This window comes from Spirochaetota bacterium (assembly GCA_025061835.1).
Lineage (GTDB): Bacteria > Spirochaetota > Brevinematia > DTOW01 > DTOW01 > SKYB106.
In genome coordinates this window covers 19,590-36,639 of the sequence record JANXAC010000002.1, presented here as the reverse complement: position 1 = coordinate 36,639, position 17,050 = coordinate 19,590, and the positions used below count along the sequence as shown (strand labels likewise).

The window sequence follows — 17,050 nt, the reverse complement described above, 5'->3', positions numbered from 1 at the left end:
TAATTTCTATCTATACTTTTAGATATGAAATCTTTTGTAGTTGTATTTGTTATAACGTTATTGACTATATTTTTTATACCCTATATTTCGTCATCTTTTACTTTGGACTATAAGTTTTCAACGAACAACATCTATAGGCTAAAGGTATATACAAAACAAGATATTTATATAGATGGGTTGTTTTTTAGAACTGTAGAGGCTATGTCAAAAATAACTATGCAACCATATAGATATTCTATACAGGACGGTGAAAACTTTGTAACCGTGAAGTATATGTTCTACTATATGACAAGAAAGCAGAATGTAGATGTTGAATATAAACTATCTAGGGTTGATGAGGTTGATTTCATGATAGATAGGTATGGGAATATGAAAGTCTTAGCTGATAGTTACCTTCCTCCTAGAAGGGGAATACCTAGTTTTGGTAGGTCTCCAGTAGCCAGAGGTTACAAGTGGCAAGCGCTAGGTGAGGATATAATAACCGAGAAGGATGAGATAGTTAGGGTTAGAAATGTTGTTAATTATAGTGTTGATGATATTGTTATGAAGGGGGGTAGGAATTTAGTGATATTCAACGCAGAGTATAACTTCTTCTTCAATAATCCTGGGGGTAAGTATATAAAAGATATAAAGTTCAGTTCTTCAACAAAATACAGTTGGGATATTCAAAATGGCATATTTTCTGAGTATAGAGAGATATTTGACATAACTAAAACCTACCTGTCTGGCTATCCATATAGTTCAACAAGACATCAAGGAACATCTGTAGGTGTTATGGAGGTGATCCCTGTAGATGTAGCAAAACAATACAAACTCGCTAGAGAGATTGAAAAACTGAGTTCTGATGTTTCTGTTTCACCTCCTGAAGATAACGAAATAAAAGTTAGTATATCAGACATACTCTTTGATACAGGAAGTTATAACATAAAACCTAGCTATAGGGAAATGTTGATCAAATTAGCAGATATCCTCAAGAAGTACGATGAGGTTGATATCGTTGTAGAAGGGCATACTGATGATGTTGGATCAAGAGAATTCAATTTGACTCTTTCGGATAACAGGTCTAAGGTAGTCGCTAATGTTTTAATTCAGAGCGGTATAAAACCAGACAAAGTGTCTTACAGAGGTTATGGTCCTGACAGACCAGTAGTTCCTAACACAAGTGATGAGAATAGAGCTAAAAACCGTAGAGTTGAGATAAAACTAATATGGGGAAAATAAATTAAGTTTATAATTAATCATAAGTAGGAGGATTTATGATAATAAAGAAGCAGAAAGAAATAAAACCCCTTAATATTGCTATAGTTTCAGATATCATAGACCATTTTTTCACAAGGGGGATAGACTTTTTAAATTTTGAAAATTTCTTTGTATGCGATTTATCCAGAAATCTGAGAGATTTGGGACATAATGTTATTCTAGTGTTTCCATGGCATAAGAGTATCGAAAGTAGTAATAATTTTCGTGATTTCAAGTATATCTCCTCTGAAAAAATAACTGTAGCTGAAAGAGATGGAAGAGAAGAGAAAGAGATAGAAATAAGAAGCCACGAATGTTCCAAAATGAATTTTATCTTTGTAAACGAACCACTTCTATCTAATAGAGAAGGCTTTACAGTGGATCCTAGTAATGGTTTCTTCTATCCTGATAACCTTCAAAGATTTTCAATCTTCTCCAAATCTGCTCTTGAGTCGCTTAAGACAATTCCATTCAGACCAGATGTCATACATGTGATAGGTAAGTGGGCTAGTATAACATCAATATACGCAAAAACATTGTATAAGTATGATAATTTTATTAATAAGTCAAAGGTAATATTTACATTACCTTCACTTGACGATATGCCAATATTTACACCCGAACAGTATCCAATTTTAGGTATAGATTGGAGATACTACAGCTACGAGTATCTAGAGTTCTACAACAAGGTAAACATAGTAAAAGGTGCTATCGTCTTTAGTGATGCTACTGTTTTCTGCAGTGCTTCTTACATTGAGGAGATCAAGCGAGAAGAGTTCGGCAACGGTCTTGAGGGGCTCATAAACCAAAAGGTTATTGAAAACAAGATAAAGTACGTAATACCTGGAGTTAATTCTTCATTCACACCAAAAGATAATCCTATTCTATCAAAGAAAGGTTTGAATTACACCAAAGATAACATAGGCAACAAATATAAGATTAAGTCGCTAGTATGTAAAAGAATTAAATTTGACGAGAGTAGTATATTACTACTCTTTGTAGGTAAATTTACAGAGAAAACAGGAATATCATTAATTTATGAAGTTCTTAGCGATCTTATCTCTAAAAACAAAATATCACTAATACTAATAGGCAAAGGAGATGATTTTAGAGAAGTTGCTATAGATGAAATTGCAAAGTCAAATCCATCAAAAGTATACTGGGTAAAAAATGTTCAAGAAGATGAGATAATAGAATACCTAATCGCATCTGACATTGTATTGATACCATCTATGGTGGAACCTAGTTCTATACTACACATGGTTTCAATGCTTTTTGGAACGGTACCTCTCGTTAGGGGTGTTGGTATTCTAAATGATATAGTAAGAGATAAGATAAATGGATTTAAGTTTTACGAATACTCACCCCAAAGCTTTAGGGACAAGATTTTGGAGGCAGTTGATATTTATTACAAAAACCCCAAACGATGGAGAAAGATAGTAGATACAGCCATGAGATCCGAATTTTATTGGTCTGAATCGGCTAAAACCTATGTTGAAGAAATTTACAAAACTAGCAAAAGATAACAAAGGTTTTTCAGTAATAGAGGTTATTGTAGCAATACTTGTAGTTTCTATCATGATATTCTCTGTGGTTGAAACTTACAGGTATGTTGTATCGCTAACCAGTAAGTCAAAAGTCATTTATGAAAACATAAACCTCGTAAAACATGTATACAACAAGATACTATTAGAAAATACTATATTTTACGACAAAGCGAAATTCAATACCAATATTAGTGGAACTTTCGTAGAGGTAGAAGTGACAACTATTTATTCCACTAACCCTAGAATGTATAATGTAATTATATTTACAACCAACAGCGACAGTAAGTTTAGCGTTTCTACTTCTATTTATGATTTTTAGGGAGACAAAGGTCCCCCTAGAGATCTATTTCTTGTAATAACTTGCGTTTTTTTCTATATATGATTTCATATTGTCTGGAACATCTTCAAGGGGGAAGATAGCACTAACGGGACATGCTGGTTCGCAAGCGCCGCAATCTATACAATCATCAGGGTTTATGTACAGATGATCCACATTAGCGTAGTCTGCTTCGTCTGGTCTTGGATGTATGCAGTCAACTGGGCATACCTGAACGCAAGAAGCATCTTTAACACCTATGCAGGCTTCGGTAATTACTCTTGGCATAGAAACCTCCTAAGCGGGAAACGGGACTTGAACCCGCGACCCTCGGCTTGGGAAGCCGATGCTCTACCTACTGAGCTATTCCCGCAACTCAACATAGAGAATTATATAAATTTATAGGATTGCTTTCAACAATATTATGACTGAAGCAATAAAGTCTAAAATTTTTTGTGAGATGTTTCATAAATAAGAAATTAGGAATAGTATGCACTAACACTAATATATTGGTGCAACATTAGTTCAAAATTGTAGTGCATCTTAATTGATATATACCATTAAAACATAATTTTAAATAGACCTTCAGCATATAAAAACCAAAATATTTTGGTTTATGATTAATCTTAACTATACAAAATGGTCTCAAAGATAATATCTATTGGATGGTATAGTAATTGTATATTGTTTTAATGAAAAATCTCCTTTAGGGAGACAGAGAGGTGATTTATGAGGCTATTAGCGTTAGTGGGGTTAACCTTGGTTGTGTTAGCATCCTTCGTAGCAGTTGAGGATGCTGGTGCTTGGAGAGTATTCCAGGCGTTCTACTGGGATGTGCCAAATGGATGGTATACAACTGTCCAAGGTAAAGTTGCTGAGCTTGCTAGTGATAAACTTGAAGTCATTTACCTACCTCCTCCTTCAAAGGCTATGAATGGTGGATATTCCATGGGATACGATCCCTACGATTACTATGATGTAGGTCAGTATAACCAGAAAGGCACAACAGCAACAAGGTTCGGAACTCAATCGCAACTGAGGAGTTTAATATCAAGCATAAAATCCTATGGTATGAGGGCGATGGCGGACATCGTTTTAAACCATAGAGCCGGTGGAGATTCTCAATACAATCCTTTCACCGGTGGCAACACTTGGACTGACTTCTCAAAGGTTGCCAGTGGTAGGTTTAGAGCTAGTTATTGGGACTTCCATCCTAATGACATACACGCAAGTGATAGCGGTGTTTTCGGTGGTTATCCTGATGTATGCCATGACAAAGTTTATGTCCAGACAAACATAATAGCATGGCTTAATTGGCTTAAGAACAGTGCTAATGCTGGGTTTGACTTCTGGAGGCTTGACTACACGAAGGGATTTGCTCCTTGGGTTGCGGCGTATGTTTATGACAACACTGGACAACCATTCATAGTAGGAGAATACTGGGATGGTAATAGAGATACACTTGCTTGGTGGGTTGATACTGCTAACAGAGCAGGTGTAAAGACTTTTGACTTTTCATTACTGTATGTTTTGCGAGATATGGCATTAGGTAATGGATACTATGATATGAGAGGATTACAGTTTGCTGGACTTGTAGGTATTAGACCTACTAAGGCTGTTACGTTTGTTGGGAACCACGATACTGATCCGATAACACAGAATAAGATGATGGCTTATGCATATATACTTACTGCTGAAGGAGATCCGACAGTGTGGTGGAAGGATTACTATGATTATGGACTTGCGAGGAGAGGAACAGCAAGGGGAATACAACAATTATTATGGGTTAATTGGAGGCTAGCGGGTGGTTCAACAACCATCTTATATGCAGATAATGACCTATACATAGCACAGAGAAATGGGTATGGTTCTAACCCAGGACTTGTGATAGTAATAAACGATAATGGTGTTCAATGGAAAGGTGCTAGAGTTAGGACAAAGTGGGCTAACACTGAACTTAATGTCTATGCTTGGGATGGTAAGGATACCGCAAGACCGAATAACAAGTGGACTGACGGAAGTGGGTATGCTGACCTTTGGGCGGCACCTTACGGATACGCAGTCTACGCTCCAAGAGGGTATTAATAACTAAAGGGGGTTTTATCCCCCTATAATCACTTAACTCCTTTACAAATTCATCCTAACTAACCATACACTGATATAAATTAATTAGTTAAAAAACCTAATCAATCTAGGATTGAAATTCTGTTTAACTCAATATCATTATTGGGATACAGAAGTTTGACGGATTCCTTGTATAAAGACCTCAAAGCAACCATCTATTAAATGTTTATAGGTATCATAATATCTTAAACCGTCAAGAACTCAGTTATAATACGGAGACCAAATGTTAAATTGCTTTTATGTAAGGTTTTTCTGTTCATACTTCATTGATTCCATTATTATACTAAGATCCTTGTCTCCTCTGCCAGAGAGATTCACTATTACTATGCTATCTTTGTCCAACGAGGAGGCAATCTTGGTAGCGAAATAAACCGCATGAGCGGACTCTAACGCGGGAATTATCCCCTCTTTTTGAGATAGTGTCATTACACCTTCAAGTGCTTCTGTATCTCTTACGAATGTGTATTCAACGCGACCTATTGACTTTAGATAGGAATGCTCTGGTCCTACTCCAGGATAATCAAGTCCTGCCGAGATAGAATGTGTCTCTGATACCTGACCATACTCATCGTAGAGTAGGTAGGATTTTGCACCGTGTAAAACACCAACCTTTCCAAACGAAAGTGTAGCAGAGTTTTCACCTATACCATCACCAATTCCACCTGCTTCAACGCCAATTAGCCTAACATTCTTTTCTTTTATGAAATCATAGAATATACCTATCGCATTACTGCCACCGCCAACGCAAGCAACTATAACATCTGGAAGTCTTCCTTCCATTGCGAGTATCTGTCGTTTTGTTTCTTTACCTATAACAGACTGAAAATTTCTCACTATCGTAGGATATGGATGAGGTCCTACAACCGAACCTATTACATAAAGAGTATTGTTGACATTCGTTATCCAATCTCGCATTGCTTCGTTGATAGCGTCTTTGAGTGTTTGACTACCTTTTTCAACGGGAACTACCTCAGCCCCGAGAAGTTTCATCCTAAAAACATTAGGTTTCTGTCTTTCTACATCAACCTTTCCCATGTATATGACGCATTCTATACCAAGCAGAGCACAAGCAGTAGCAGTTGCAACACCATGCTGTCCCGCTCCAGTTTCCGCTATGACTCTTTTCTTACCCATCTTCTTTGCTAGTAAAACCTGTCCTAATGCGTTGTTTATTTTGTGCGCTCCAGTGTGTAATAGATCCTCTCTTTTTAGGTATATCTTTGCTCCACCACAGTGCTCGGTAAGGTTTTTAGCAAAATACAGAGGTGTAGGTCTCCCTGCATAGTTATTCAAAAGATATTCAAGTTCTCTTTTGAATTCTTTAGTCTTCGCTATCCGGTAGTATGCTTCTTCTAGTTCAGTTATGGCAGGGTAAAGGACCTCAGGTATGTATCTACCTCCAAAATCTCCAAAACATCCTTTTGTCATAACAATACCTCAGATTAAAAACATCGCTTTTCAGTTGATAGTCACCAAAACAGGATTATAAATAATAAGTCAAAACCAAACTGTCAAGCAATCTTCTAAAAACTAAACGGATATTAGTTAGGTTAATCGCAGTCTTACTATAATAGTAAGAAAAACATTCATACTCTATCAGAATTATATCCAAATTACCCTAACATCCAGTTGTATTTATTATTCATTTATCAGATATCCTTGAGAAATGCTATTATTTATGTAGACTTTTAACAGAATATCTATGAGTGTATTTACATTACGAACATTTTGTATATCCGCATGATTTACAGATATAACAACCATTTTCATAAATAAGTGTTATTTGGCTACAACTAGGACACTTTTCCATCTTTGGATTGACCTTTGATACTTTTCCATTTCCTCCATTTGATGCTATAGAACTATGATTTTCAATTTCATCGTCTGATTGTTTTGTATCTGATATTCTTTCTTGGTAAGCATTTTTGTGGATTATTGATAATGCTTTTGCAACGGCATCAGGTATTGAATGTAATGCTATTCCCTGATCCCAGAATGTCTCATCACCTTTTATCCCCTCAAGTTGTCTTATCACACTGTCAATACTTCCTCCATCTTGTAAGTATATACTTATGAGTCTTCCTATTGCTTCTGCATCTGCCTTTTCATTACCACCGCTTTTACCTATGTTTATAAACACTTCCTTTATCTGTCCTTCTGTATCTTTATTAACCGTAACATAAAGAGCACCTTGCGGAAGTCTAAATTTAAGCGTCTCACCTGACATTATTCTCGGTCTCTTGAATTCAGATTTTTCTTTGCTCTGCTTCTCTTTTGCTTTATCTTCTGTTATAAGCACTCCTTCTCTGCTACCTTCCCTATATACTGTTATTCCTTTACAACCCAGTTTCCAAGCATAGAAGTAAATATCACTTATGGTTTTCTCAGTTGTAGATTCAGGTAGATTAACTGTTGATGATATACTGTGATCTATATGTTTCTGTATTGTTGCTTGCATCTTAACTCTGAAATAAGGGTCTATCTGGTGTGCCGTAACGAAGAAACTCGGTAGATCTTCCTCGTGTTGGATACCAAACTTATCCATATATCTCTGAACCAGAGGATGATAAACCTTGAAGAACTCTTGACTAAGGGACTCACTTCTTCTTATGTAAGAGAGAGCAAAAACTGGTTCTATTCCACTAGTGACACCCGCAAGTAGTGCTCCACTACCTACGGGAGGAACTGTAAGAAGTGCAACATTTCTGAGACCATGCTTCTTTATTCTCTCTATAAGGTTCTTGTCTAATTTCTTAATGAAAGGTGATTGTAAGTGTTTTTTTGCATCAAAGTTTGGGAATGTTCCTTTTTCTATTGCTAAATTAACACTCTCGTCGTAGGCAATATGTTTTATTCTGTTCATAAGGTCATTAACGAAGTCAATTGCTTCCTCACTGTCGTATTTTATCTTCATCTTTATTAACATATCACCAAGCCCCGTAAATCCAACCCCTATTCTCCTACTCCTCACAGAAGCTTCTGATTGTTCTTTAAGAGGGTGTCTTTCATAATTGTATGTTAGCACATCATCAAGGAATCTAACAGTATATCTAACTGCTTTTTCAAGGTTATCCCAATCAACCTCTACATCTTTCTGATATTCGTTCAAAACAAACCTCTCAAGGTTTATGTTACCTAGACAACAATCACCGTAAGGTTCAAGAGGTATCTCACTACAGGGGTTGGTAGTAAGTATGTGCATATCATTATACTCCGATGTAGACATATTTCTCATAGTAGAGTAGAATATCACTCCAGGTTCTGCAGATGCCCAAGCATTGTGAATTATCTTATCCCATATTTGCTTTGCTTTAACGATTTTATAGACTCTTTTTTTTCTAATTTCACCTTTATTCACAACATAAAAGTAAGTTTTGTCAGGGAAGTGATAGAAACTTCTTTTTGAAACATCTATCTCAACAAAATCCTCTCTTTTTCTTAGAAAACCCACGATTTCTTGAATATCAGTAGTTCCAAATTCTTTTAGAAAATCACTCTCTCTCATTAAGTCAGGATACCAAAGTTCCCAATTTTCATCTCTTTGGACTGCTTCCATAAACTCATCGGTTATAAGGACTGATATGTTTGCGTATCTGACCTTTATTCTCAATGGATCATTCTTTATCACTATAAATTCTTCAACATCTGGATGAGCGCAATGTATAGTGATCATTAACGCTCCTCTTCTACCACTTTGACCGATAGTTCCTGTTGTCAGAGAGTATAGATCCATAAATGAAACTGAACCTGTTGATGTATAAGCAGAGTTTTTAACTGGAGACCCCTTCGGTCTTAAGACCGATATATCAATTCCAACGCCACCACCATAACTGTATGTTCTTGCCATCTCTTTCATTGCTTCGTAGATGTCTTCAATGCTATCACCTTTTATGGGGATTACATAACAATTAAGTAAGGTTGCCTTTCTTTGAGTTTGACCAGCTCCAAACATTATTCTACCACCCGGAACCATTCTAAAGTCTTCCAAAAGCCAGTAAAACTTTTCCTCCCACTCTCTTTGCTTCTCCTCCGTTGGCTCAGCGGAAGCGATGGCTCTAGCAACTCTCTTCCACATCTCTTCAGGAGTTTTTTCTATTATGTTCCCATTGTAATCTCTTAATGCATACTTTTCAGCGAAAACTCTGCTTCTAAGTTCATCTCCACCAAACCAGTCCAGAGTCTCCTTTGATATTTCAATACTTTTCATATTCCCTCCCCATAATAAAAGTTTAAATAATTTGTATGTAAATCCAAAAATTGATTCTCTTTAAACGGCAACTCGTTTAGAGCTCTTTAGGATTGAAATTATCTCTTTTATCTGCTCACGGAGAGATAGATTTTTCTTGATCATTGAGTCAATTCTTTCGTAAGCCCTCATAGCGGTGCTATGAACTTTACCAAACCTACTTCCTATTTGCGAGAATGTTAGGTTCGTAAGTCTCTTTGCAAGATACATACTAATCTGCCTTATCGTTACAATGTCTTCTCCCTTATCACCTGAAATTATATTGTCAATACTAGTTTCGTAATATTTAGAAACAGCCTTAAGTATATCATCTACCGTGTAGGTGATCTCAACGAACTCCTTTTCTTCTCTCTCAACCTCAATAATATCTTTCAGAAGTGTTTTGAGAGTTGAAATATCAAGACTTCCCTTCTTAAATGATAAAAAAGCACATACTCTATTTACTGCGGACTCTAAAGCTCTTACACTACTAACTATAGACTCTGCTATGAAATTCAGAATCTCTGCCTCCAACTCTATACCTTCTTCCTTGAACTTTCTCTCAAGTATATTCAATCTTGTTTCAAGTTCTGGTTTTTTAATTTCTACAACCAATCCCCCCTCAAACCTACTTATTAGCCTATCATCTATTTCTTCAAGTTCCTTAGGTGGTCTATCACTCGTGAAAACCATCTGCTTCCTATCTTGTGCCAATTTATTGAAAGTGTGAAACAATTCTTCAATCGCTTGTCTCATAGTTGACTTGAAAAACTGGACATCATCTATGAGTAAAATATCTACCTCCCTATATCTCATCCTAAAAGAATGGATACTCTTTGAACTCAGTGCTTTGAAGAATTCGTTTGTGAACTGCTCACTGGTTACATACACGACTTTCTTTAATCTTTTGGTCTTATTTATCTCGTTTGCTATAGCATGTAAAAGATGTGTCTTACCTAAACCTACCTCACCATATATGAAAAGTGGATTGTAGCTCTTGCCCGGGTATTTACTTACTTCTAAAGCTGAGTGATATGCAAAGTCATTACTGGGACCTATAACAAACGATTCAAATGAGTATCTTGGGTTTATGTTTGGCAGACTATTGAGATTTGTTTCAATACCTTTATTATCAAACTCATTTGATGTGTTTAGAATGCTTGTATCACAAGTTGAATTATCTTCTTCTCTAATTAAACCTGTCTTTCTTGAGCGAGTTTTCTCAGACTTTTCCACTGGTTGCTTGAGGTTTTCCTTTGTTGCTTTAGTAGATTGATTTACATTGGTATTATTAACTTGATTGTGAGTTGTATTACCATTAGTTGAGTTCAATACTAGCTCTACCTCAACATCATAATACTTAAAAGTTGATATTATCCTATCAAGATAATTTTTCTCAATCCAAGTTTTGGTGAATTCATCGTTCACAGATATCACAAATTTGCCATTCTTATAGTATGGCTTGACTTTTGAGAGAACAACTTTATCAAATTCATTACCGATAGTAACGATATTTACAAACTCCTCCCATACCCTCAAAAGTCCTTCCATAGCTTCACCTTATGTTAAGGTAAATATATTTATAAAAAATCCTAGCCTTTTTTAGCAACACTAATTTTGAAACTAAATTATGAATATCATCAAAGATTACAACGCATTGTATCATTGGAATAAACTTGTGATTCTGTCTTCAATGTAAAAGTATGTTTGTATAAATCTATTGAAGTCTTTTCTAAACTTATATCAATAATTAATATTACAAAATACTTTGGTTTTTTACCACTAGATCCATAAATTTATTTATCATTTTGTAGGTATTGTTCGTTGAACCATAGGATTTTGATATGTTTATTATCTCATCTATAACTACTTTAGGAGTATTATCCCCCATAATATACATTGTTATACCTAGCATAAGTAGTGCTTTATCTATTGAAGATAGTAGTTCTGGATTTTTTACATAAAATTTGTTTAAGATATTAATTATCTGCTCATGCCTTGAGAAATAGGTGTTCAGTATCTTTCTTGCGTATGTTAATATGAAATCTTTGTTTCTATATTCAATCTCTCCTTCAAAAACTCCTTCAACCCACTCAAACTTAACTATATTCTCGGGTTCTAACCCCATAATGTGCTGATATATCCCGTGTAAAGCAATCTCTCTTGATATCGTCTTGTCAAATTTCATATCATAAATTATCAGAGAATATGTCTGATAATTACTATTTGTGAGACTATGAAAGTCTATTTTCTAATGTGTAATTCTAATATCGGTGCATTATCTTGATATTAAGAAAGTATGTCTCAGTATATCCTTTTGAGGGTGCTTACACTACAATGTCTAGCAACATTAGTTTGTCCAAATTTTAAGGAATAAAACTATACTAGTTTGATATGATATTTCAAAAAAGTTATTAATCAAAGTATGTTTCTGTTAAAATGTTTTTAGAACTAGGAGGTAGTTAATGGATGTATCGGTAAAGGAGTTCTATGACATAAGGATACATGGAAGAGCTGGTCAGGGGGCTAAGACAGCGGCACAACTTATTGCAGAAGCTGCTATTGACATTGGTATGTATGCTCAATCTTTTCCGGAGTTTGGTGCAGAAAGAACTGGTGCTCCTATGAAGGCTTATACTAGAGTTTCAAAATCCAAGATAGATATTCACTATCAGATAACTAAACCTGATGTGGTTGTCGTGATGGATGAGACTTTGTTCAATGCTGATAATGTTCTGGATGGTATCAAGAAAGACGGTGTTGTAGTAGTAAATACTAACGAGAAACCTGATACCATTAGGAAACGATATAATATTCCAAGCGAGGTTAAAATTTATACACTTGATGCCACTGGAATCGCACTTAGTCTCTTTGGTAGAGATTTTGCTAACATACCTCTTCTTGGTGCTGTTGTCAAACTTACTGGTGTCATAGACCCCGATAAAGTGAAATCCGTTATAAGGAGTAAATTCATCAAGAAGCTCGGGGAGGATGGTGTAAGTAAAAACATAACTGCCTTTGAAAAAGGTATGAACGAAATTATAGGAGGGTAATATGCTGGCTGTAAGCAAAGATATAAAAACAATAAACCTTAACATAGGTGGATATGCAGAGGGCTCAACTGCTTTGAATAACAAGACGGGTGGTTGGAGAACATTTAAGCCTGTCTTGAGCAGAGATAAGTGTGTGGATTGTATGATATGCTGGATATACTGTCCAGACGATAGTATAGTGGTTAAAGATGGTAAAATGATAGGTTTTGACTACGAGTATTGTAAGGGATGCAGGGTTTGTGCTAATGTATGTCCAAGAAGTGCCATTGAGATGGTTTCTGAAAGATAGAAAAGATAAACTGAAAGAGGTATAATTATGGTTGCTGTGAAAACTATTAGAAAATCTTTAACTGGTGCGCAGGCTGCTGCCGAAGCGATGAAACAGGTAGATGTTGATGTAGTTGCTGCGTATCCTATAACACCACAAACTCCAATAGTTCAGGAATATGCTCAATTTGTTGCTGATGGGATTGTGAATACCGAAATGATACAGGTTGAGTCTGAACATAGTGCTATGAGTGCAGTGATAGGTGCTGCTGCCTCTGGTGCCAGGGCAACAACTGCTACATCAGCGCAGGGACTTGCATATATGTGGGAGATGGTTGGTATTGCCTCTACACTGAGATTACCTATCGTTATGAATATAGTTAATAGAGCCTTATCAGGACCTCTCAACATACACTGTGACCATTCCGATGCAATGTCAATAAGAGACCTTGGATGGATAATGCTCTTCTCTGAAAATCCCCAAGAAGTTTATTACAACAACATTCTTGCCTTTAGAATAGCAGAGGATCCAAGAGTATTTCTACCGGTAGCAGTAAATCAGGATGGGTTTATAACGAGTCATTGCGTTGAAGCAGTTGATGTCCTTGAAGATGAGTTTGTGAAAAAATTTGTTGGCGATTATAAGTATCCATATACATTACTAGACTTTGAAAATCCAATATCGGTTGGTGAATGGGCTATGCCATCACATTACTTTGAGTTTAGGGTTAGCGTCCAAAAAGCGATTGAAGACTCTGTTCCTGTGATTGAAGAGATATTTGATAAGTTCTATCAAGAGACAGGCGTAAAATTTGATTTCTTTGAGGGTTACAGAGTTGAAGATGCTGATATTGTTTTCATATCAATGGGCTCAACATCAGGAACTGTTAGGTATGTTGTGGACAGAATGAGATCAAAAGGTGGTAAAGTTGGTAGTATCAATGTAAGAGTCTTCAGACCGTTCAGGATTGATAAACTTCTTAACATAATACCTAATGCCAAATACCTTGTAGTTATGGATAGATCGTTGTCTTTCGGGACAACTGGTTCGCCTCTCTACCAAGATATAACATCAGGACTTTATAGCAAAGACAGGTGTCTTTTGGTAAACAACTATGTTTACGGTCTTGGGGGGAGAGATATTACAGACACTGATATAGAAGAAGTCTATGAACACGCTCTGTATTCAATGTCTGAAGGTATATCTGGACAGGTTGTGTATGTTGGATTGAACCCATCTTTTGTAAAAAAGTAGGAGGTATGGTATGCCTGTAAATCTTAAGCAGATTGCTGGAGTAGAGCTTAAATTCACGAAAGGTCATAGAATGTGTGCAGGTTGCGGTGTTGCAATCTTTGTTAGGGAATTATCTGCAGCGGCACAGGATTTAGGTATTGATCTTGTGTTTTCAAACGCAACAGGCTGTTTGGAGGTTACAACAAGCGTTTATCCAGAAAGCTCTTGGAAATATCCTTGGATACATTCCGCTTTTGAGAATGCTTCTGCAACTATATCCGGAGTTGAAAGAGCATATTACGCACTAAAGGCAAAGGGTAAGATAAATCACGACAAGAAGGTAAAATTCGTTGCTATTGCTGGAGATGGTGGAAGCTACGATATAGGTCTTCAGAGTATGTCAGGAGCAATGGAAAGAGGACACAATATACTTTTTATATCATACGATAACGAAGCATATATGAACACTGGATACCAAAGAAGTAGTGCAACACCTCTCTACGCTAATACAACAACAGCACCATTCGGAAAGTCTGTTCCAGGCAAGACTCAACCGAGAAAGGATCTTTTTGCTATCGCTGTAGCTCATGGTATCCCGTATGCCGCAACGGTGAGCATATACTACTGGAACGACCTCATAACGAAAGTTCAGAAAGCTCTTACCATAGAAGGACCTACTTTCATACTTTCCATAACACCTTGTATTCCTGGCTGGGCTATGCCAACAGGCGATGCAGTATCACTATCAAAGTCCGCAGTTGAGACAGGTTATTGGCCTCTTATAGAGTATGAGAACGGTGTATATAAATGGAGTCCTTCAAACCCGAAACAACTCAAGCCAATAGAAGAATTTGTATCAAAACAGAAAAGATTTGAAGGAATGCTCAAAAAACCTGAATTAGTTGAACACTTCAGACAGGAGGTTATTCAGAATTACGAAAAGTATAAAAAGCTCTGTGGTGTTGCTTAAAACGTTAAATACCTAGAATCATCTCACTTTTAGAGATATAGGATTATCTTATATCCATATCAAATATTATAGTTATGTTCTAATCCCACAGAATAACAACCAAAGCATTATTACAATCCTAACAGTATCTTTCAAGACATAATTTACTACTTAAATAGAAAGTATGAGTTATTGTTGTATAAAATAAGTTTTCATTGAGGGGAATTTTGTATGTTAGAAAAGGAATTGAAAAGTAGGGTTTTAGTATCCATTGCTATATCTCCAGTTATACTGCTTGTAGCTCTGCCTAATATTAATGCTCCATTCTACATAGGTTTTGTGTATATTTTCTTCATACTGCTTACCAGTATAATACTTTTTGAAGTTTTTAGAATGTTTGAAAGCAAATATTTCTATATACCTAAGTTCAAGAAGATGCTTTTTGTAGTGTTTTCAATAGTTTCTATTATAGTCTTGTCTTCAACAAGCCTGATTAGCACAAGTTCTGGAAATTTTACAATTGATCTTGGATCGGTCTTCATAGTATTTCTATCTACATTCGTTGTTATAGTTTTTATAAACCTTGTTATATCCTCAATCAACACTTCAAAACATAACTACTTGATTGTAGATTCAATATTTTCAACGTTATCTCTCTACATAGTTATATCTTTAGGTTCTATGTTATCCCTGAAGCTAATTGACATAGAAAACAATACATTCTTTCTTGCTTTTAGTATGGGTGTAGGATGGTTTTCTGAAGCAGGGGGTCTAATAATAGGTAGATTGATTGGCAGAGTGAAGCTTTCGTTCCTAGCAAGCCCGAACAAGACACTAGAGGGAACGATAGGAATGTTTGTATTTGGTATAGCTGGTGGCTTGATATTTAAATTGATAACAGAACTCATAGGGTACCAGAGCCATATCTTCATAAAGTCATACTGGGAAGTGGTAGTTATCTCTGTTTTGGTAGTAGTTTTTTGTATATTTGGAGATATAATTGAATCGCTTATCAAACGCTTCTTTGATTACAAAGACTCAAGCAATATACTACAGCCACTAGGAGGAGTGTTTGATGTTTTTGATGGAGTAATGTTTGCAAGCTTTGGCGTTATGATATACTATTTCGCTTTTGTAAATGTAATTTAGGTCAATTATAGCTACTTTCTATATTTTTCATCAGATACAGTTAGTTTCCATCTACCCTTTTGTCTCCTTCTTTTCAGAACCTTTTGTCCTCCCTTTGTAGAAATTCTGGCTAGAAATCCATGCTTTCTGTATCTTTTCACGTTACTAGGTTTATAGGTTCGCTTTGGCATTTTATCCTCCTAACTATGCTGCCTCTTTGGAGAACTTTTCAAACGCACTATCACTTGCGTCTAGATTTGATGATACACTCTGGACATCATCATTGTTTTCAATCTCTTCAAGTAATTTCAAAACTTTTATCGCAGTCTCATCATCAACGCTGGCAGTGGTTTTGGGGATCATTGATATCTCTGAAACTTTTATCTCTATTCCTCTATCTTTTAGTGCTTTTAATACATTAGAAAACTCTTCAACTGGTGTATATATACTTATAACATCACCTTCTTTTTTAACATCTTCAGCGCCGCTTTCTAGAGATATTTCCAGTATCTGATCTTCTGAATACTTTGAAGCATCAACCGATATATAACCTTTCTTTTCAAATATCCAGGAAACACTGCCACTAGACCCTAAACTACCACCAAACTTTGAGAAAATCTTCCTCATTTCCGCTGCGGTTCTGTTCTTATTGTCAGTCAGAACACTTACAAGTATAGCAACACCTCCAGGACCATAACCTTCATATAAAACTTCTTCATAAGTTACACCTTCCAATTCTCCTGTCCCTCTCTTTATAGCCCTCTCAATATTATCAGTAGGCATGTTTGCTTCTCTGGCTCTCTCAATTGCTACTCTTAGTCTTACATTATTGTCAGGATTCCCTCCTCCTATCTTTGCCGCTACTGTTATCTCTTTAGCAAGTTTTGAAAAGAGTTGTCCTCTTTTAGCATCTTGAGCACTCTTTCTATGCTTTATATTAGCCCATTTAGAGTGTCCAGACATACTTA

Annotated in this window: 16 protein-coding genes and 1 tRNA gene; 9 read left to right on the top strand and 8 right to left on the bottom strand. The window is 36.1% G+C overall.

The window, feature by feature from the left end; genetic code table 11:
• The first annotated feature begins 24 nt into the window (after positions 1-24).
• Genes NZ579_01470 through NZ579_01460 form a run of 3 tightly spaced genes read left to right on the top strand, consistent with a single transcriptional unit; the run spans position 25 to position 3,105 of the window.
• On the top strand, positions 25-1,221 hold the full coding sequence (locus NZ579_01470; protein ID MCS7298614.1) for an OmpA family protein: 1,197 nt from the start codon (positions 25-27) through the stop codon (positions 1,219-1,221).
• A gap of 35 nt (positions 1,222-1,256) precedes the next feature.
• Positions 1,257-2,765 carry a glycogen/starch synthase gene (locus NZ579_01465; protein ID MCS7298613.1) on the top strand — a complete coding sequence of 503 codons (1,509 nt, stop codon included), beginning with the start codon at positions 1,257-1,259 and terminating at the stop codon, positions 2,763-2,765.
• Positions 2,731-3,105 (top strand): prepilin-type N-terminal cleavage/methylation domain-containing protein, encoded by a 375-nt coding sequence (locus NZ579_01460; GenBank protein ID MCS7298612.1) that lies wholly within the window; start codon positions 2,731-2,733, stop codon positions 3,103-3,105. The genes NZ579_01465 and NZ579_01460 overlap by 35 nt, the downstream gene beginning before the upstream one ends.
• Before the next feature lie 24 nt (positions 3,106-3,129).
• Here the strand turns inward: NZ579_01460 and NZ579_01455 are convergent, their stop codons facing one another.
• Both NZ579_01455 and NZ579_01450 read right to left on the bottom strand, forming a co-directional pair.
• A complete protein-coding gene (locus tag NZ579_01455) occupies positions 3,130-3,390 on the bottom strand; it encodes a ferredoxin family protein (GenBank protein ID MCS7298611.1) in 261 nt (86 codons plus the stop codon).
• A gap of 12 nt (positions 3,391-3,402) precedes the next feature.
• Positions 3,403-3,475 (bottom strand) — tRNA-Gly (locus NZ579_01450).
• Between the two features lie 356 nt (positions 3,476-3,831).
• On the opposite strand from NZ579_01450, the gene NZ579_01445 reads away from it, so the two are divergent.
• Entirely contained in the window at positions 3,832-5,187 is a 1,356-nt protein-coding gene (locus tag NZ579_01445) for an alpha-amylase family glycosyl hydrolase (GenBank protein ID MCS7298610.1), read from the top strand.
• Between the two features lie 276 nt (positions 5,188-5,463).
• Here NZ579_01445 and trpB read toward each other — a convergent pair whose 3' ends face one another.
• The 4 genes from trpB to NZ579_01425 form a co-directional block, all read right to left on the bottom strand.
• Positions 5,464-6,654 (bottom strand): tryptophan synthase subunit beta, encoded by a 1,191-nt coding sequence (gene trpB, locus NZ579_01440; protein MCS7298609.1) that lies wholly within the window; start codon positions 6,652-6,654, stop codon positions 5,464-5,466.
• A gap of 289 nt (positions 6,655-6,943) precedes the next feature.
• Positions 6,944-9,433, bottom strand: coding sequence for an adenosylcobalamin-dependent ribonucleoside-diphosphate reductase (locus tag NZ579_01435; GenBank protein ID MCS7298608.1), 2,490 nt, complete (start codon positions 9,431-9,433; stop codon positions 6,944-6,946).
• Positions 9,434-9,493: 60 nt separating this feature from the next.
• A complete protein-coding gene (gene dnaA, locus NZ579_01430) occupies positions 9,494-11,002 on the bottom strand; it encodes a chromosomal replication initiator protein DnaA (protein MCS7298607.1) in 1,509 nt (502 codons plus the stop codon).
• A gap of 205 nt (positions 11,003-11,207) precedes the next feature.
• A complete protein-coding gene (locus NZ579_01425) occupies positions 11,208-11,639 on the bottom strand; it encodes a transcription antitermination protein NusB (GenBank protein ID MCS7298606.1) in 432 nt (143 codons plus the stop codon).
• 277 nt (positions 11,640-11,916) lie between these two features.
• Here NZ579_01425 and NZ579_01420 point away from each other — a divergent pair, with 277 nt between their 5' ends.
• The 5 genes from NZ579_01420 (at position 11,917) to NZ579_01400 (ending at position 16,103) form a co-directional block, all read left to right on the top strand.
• Complete coding sequence (locus NZ579_01420) at positions 11,917-12,504, top strand: 2-oxoacid:acceptor oxidoreductase family protein (protein MCS7298605.1); 588 nt, start codon at positions 11,917-11,919, stop codon at positions 12,502-12,504.
• A gap of 1 nt (position 12,505) precedes the next feature.
• Entirely contained in the window at positions 12,506-12,793 is a 288-nt protein-coding gene (locus tag NZ579_01415) for a 4Fe-4S binding protein (protein MCS7298604.1), read from the top strand.
• A gap of 27 nt (positions 12,794-12,820) precedes the next feature.
• Complete coding sequence (gene porA / locus NZ579_01410; protein ID MCS7298603.1) at positions 12,821-14,026, top strand: pyruvate ferredoxin oxidoreductase; 1,206 nt, start codon at positions 12,821-12,823, stop codon at positions 14,024-14,026.
• A gap of 10 nt (positions 14,027-14,036) precedes the next feature.
• The gene (locus NZ579_01405; GenBank protein ID MCS7298602.1) at positions 14,037-14,975 is read left to right on the top strand and encodes a thiamine pyrophosphate-dependent enzyme; all 939 of its coding nucleotides are present in this window, start codon (positions 14,037-14,039) and stop codon (positions 14,973-14,975) included.
• A 210-nt stretch (positions 14,976-15,185) separates the two neighbouring features.
• Positions 15,186-16,103 carry a phosphatidate cytidylyltransferase gene (locus NZ579_01400; protein MCS7298601.1) on the top strand — a complete coding sequence of 306 codons (918 nt, stop codon included), beginning with the start codon at positions 15,186-15,188 and terminating at the stop codon, positions 16,101-16,103.
• 11 nt (positions 16,104-16,114) lie between these two features.
• Here the strand turns inward: NZ579_01400 and rpmH are convergent, their stop codons facing one another.
• Both rpmH and NZ579_01390 read right to left on the bottom strand, forming a co-directional pair.
• The gene (gene rpmH / locus NZ579_01395) at positions 16,115-16,273 is read right to left on the bottom strand and encodes a 50S ribosomal protein L34 (GenBank protein ID MCS7298600.1); all 159 of its coding nucleotides are present in this window, start codon (positions 16,271-16,273) and stop codon (positions 16,115-16,117) included.
• Positions 16,274-16,286: 13 nt separating this feature from the next.
• Positions 16,287-17,045, bottom strand: coding sequence for a YebC/PmpR family DNA-binding transcriptional regulator (locus tag NZ579_01390; protein MCS7298599.1), 759 nt, complete (start codon positions 17,043-17,045; stop codon positions 16,287-16,289).
• Positions 17,046-17,050 lie beyond the last annotated feature (5 nt).

Excerpts from the sequence above, each read along its gene's own strand:
- NZ579_01470 (MCS7298614.1), top strand. The coding sequence starts at position 25 with ATGAAATCTTTTGTAGTTGTATTTGTTATAACGTTATTGACTATATTT.
- NZ579_01465 (MCS7298613.1), top strand. The coding sequence starts at position 1,257 with ATGATAATAAAGAAGCAGAAAGAAATAAAACCCCTTAATATTGCTATA.
- NZ579_01460 (MCS7298612.1), top strand. The coding sequence starts at position 2,731 with ATGTTGAAGAAATTTACAAAACTAGCAAAAGATAACAAAGGTTTTTCA.
- NZ579_01455 (MCS7298611.1), bottom strand. The coding sequence starts at position 3,390 with ATGCCAAGAGTAATTACCGAAGCCTGCATAGGTGTTAAAGATGCTTCT.
- NZ579_01445 (MCS7298610.1), top strand. The coding sequence starts at position 3,832 with ATGAGGCTATTAGCGTTAGTGGGGTTAACCTTGGTTGTGTTAGCATCC.
- trpB (MCS7298609.1), bottom strand. The coding sequence starts at position 6,654 with ATGACAAAAGGATGTTTTGGAGATTTTGGAGGTAGATACATACCTGAG.
- NZ579_01435 (MCS7298608.1), bottom strand. The coding sequence starts at position 9,433 with ATGAAAAGTATTGAAATATCAAAGGAGACTCTGGACTGGTTTGGTGGA.
- dnaA (MCS7298607.1), bottom strand. The coding sequence starts at position 11,002 with ATGGAAGGACTTTTGAGGGTATGGGAGGAGTTTGTAAATATCGTTACT.
- NZ579_01425 (MCS7298606.1), bottom strand. The coding sequence starts at position 11,639 with ATGAAATTTGACAAGACGATATCAAGAGAGATTGCTTTACACGGGATA.
- NZ579_01420 (MCS7298605.1), top strand. The coding sequence starts at position 11,917 with ATGGATGTATCGGTAAAGGAGTTCTATGACATAAGGATACATGGAAGA.
- NZ579_01415 (MCS7298604.1), top strand. The coding sequence starts at position 12,506 with ATGCTGGCTGTAAGCAAAGATATAAAAACAATAAACCTTAACATAGGT.
- porA (MCS7298603.1), top strand. The coding sequence starts at position 12,821 with ATGGTTGCTGTGAAAACTATTAGAAAATCTTTAACTGGTGCGCAGGCT.
- NZ579_01405 (MCS7298602.1), top strand. The coding sequence starts at position 14,037 with ATGCCTGTAAATCTTAAGCAGATTGCTGGAGTAGAGCTTAAATTCACG.
- NZ579_01400 (MCS7298601.1), top strand. The coding sequence starts at position 15,186 with ATGTTAGAAAAGGAATTGAAAAGTAGGGTTTTAGTATCCATTGCTATA.
- rpmH (MCS7298600.1), bottom strand. The coding sequence starts at position 16,273 with ATGCCAAAGCGAACCTATAAACCTAGTAACGTGAAAAGATACAGAAAG.
- NZ579_01390 (MCS7298599.1), bottom strand. The coding sequence starts at position 17,045 with ATGTCTGGACACTCTAAATGGGCTAATATAAAGCATAGAAAGAGTGCT.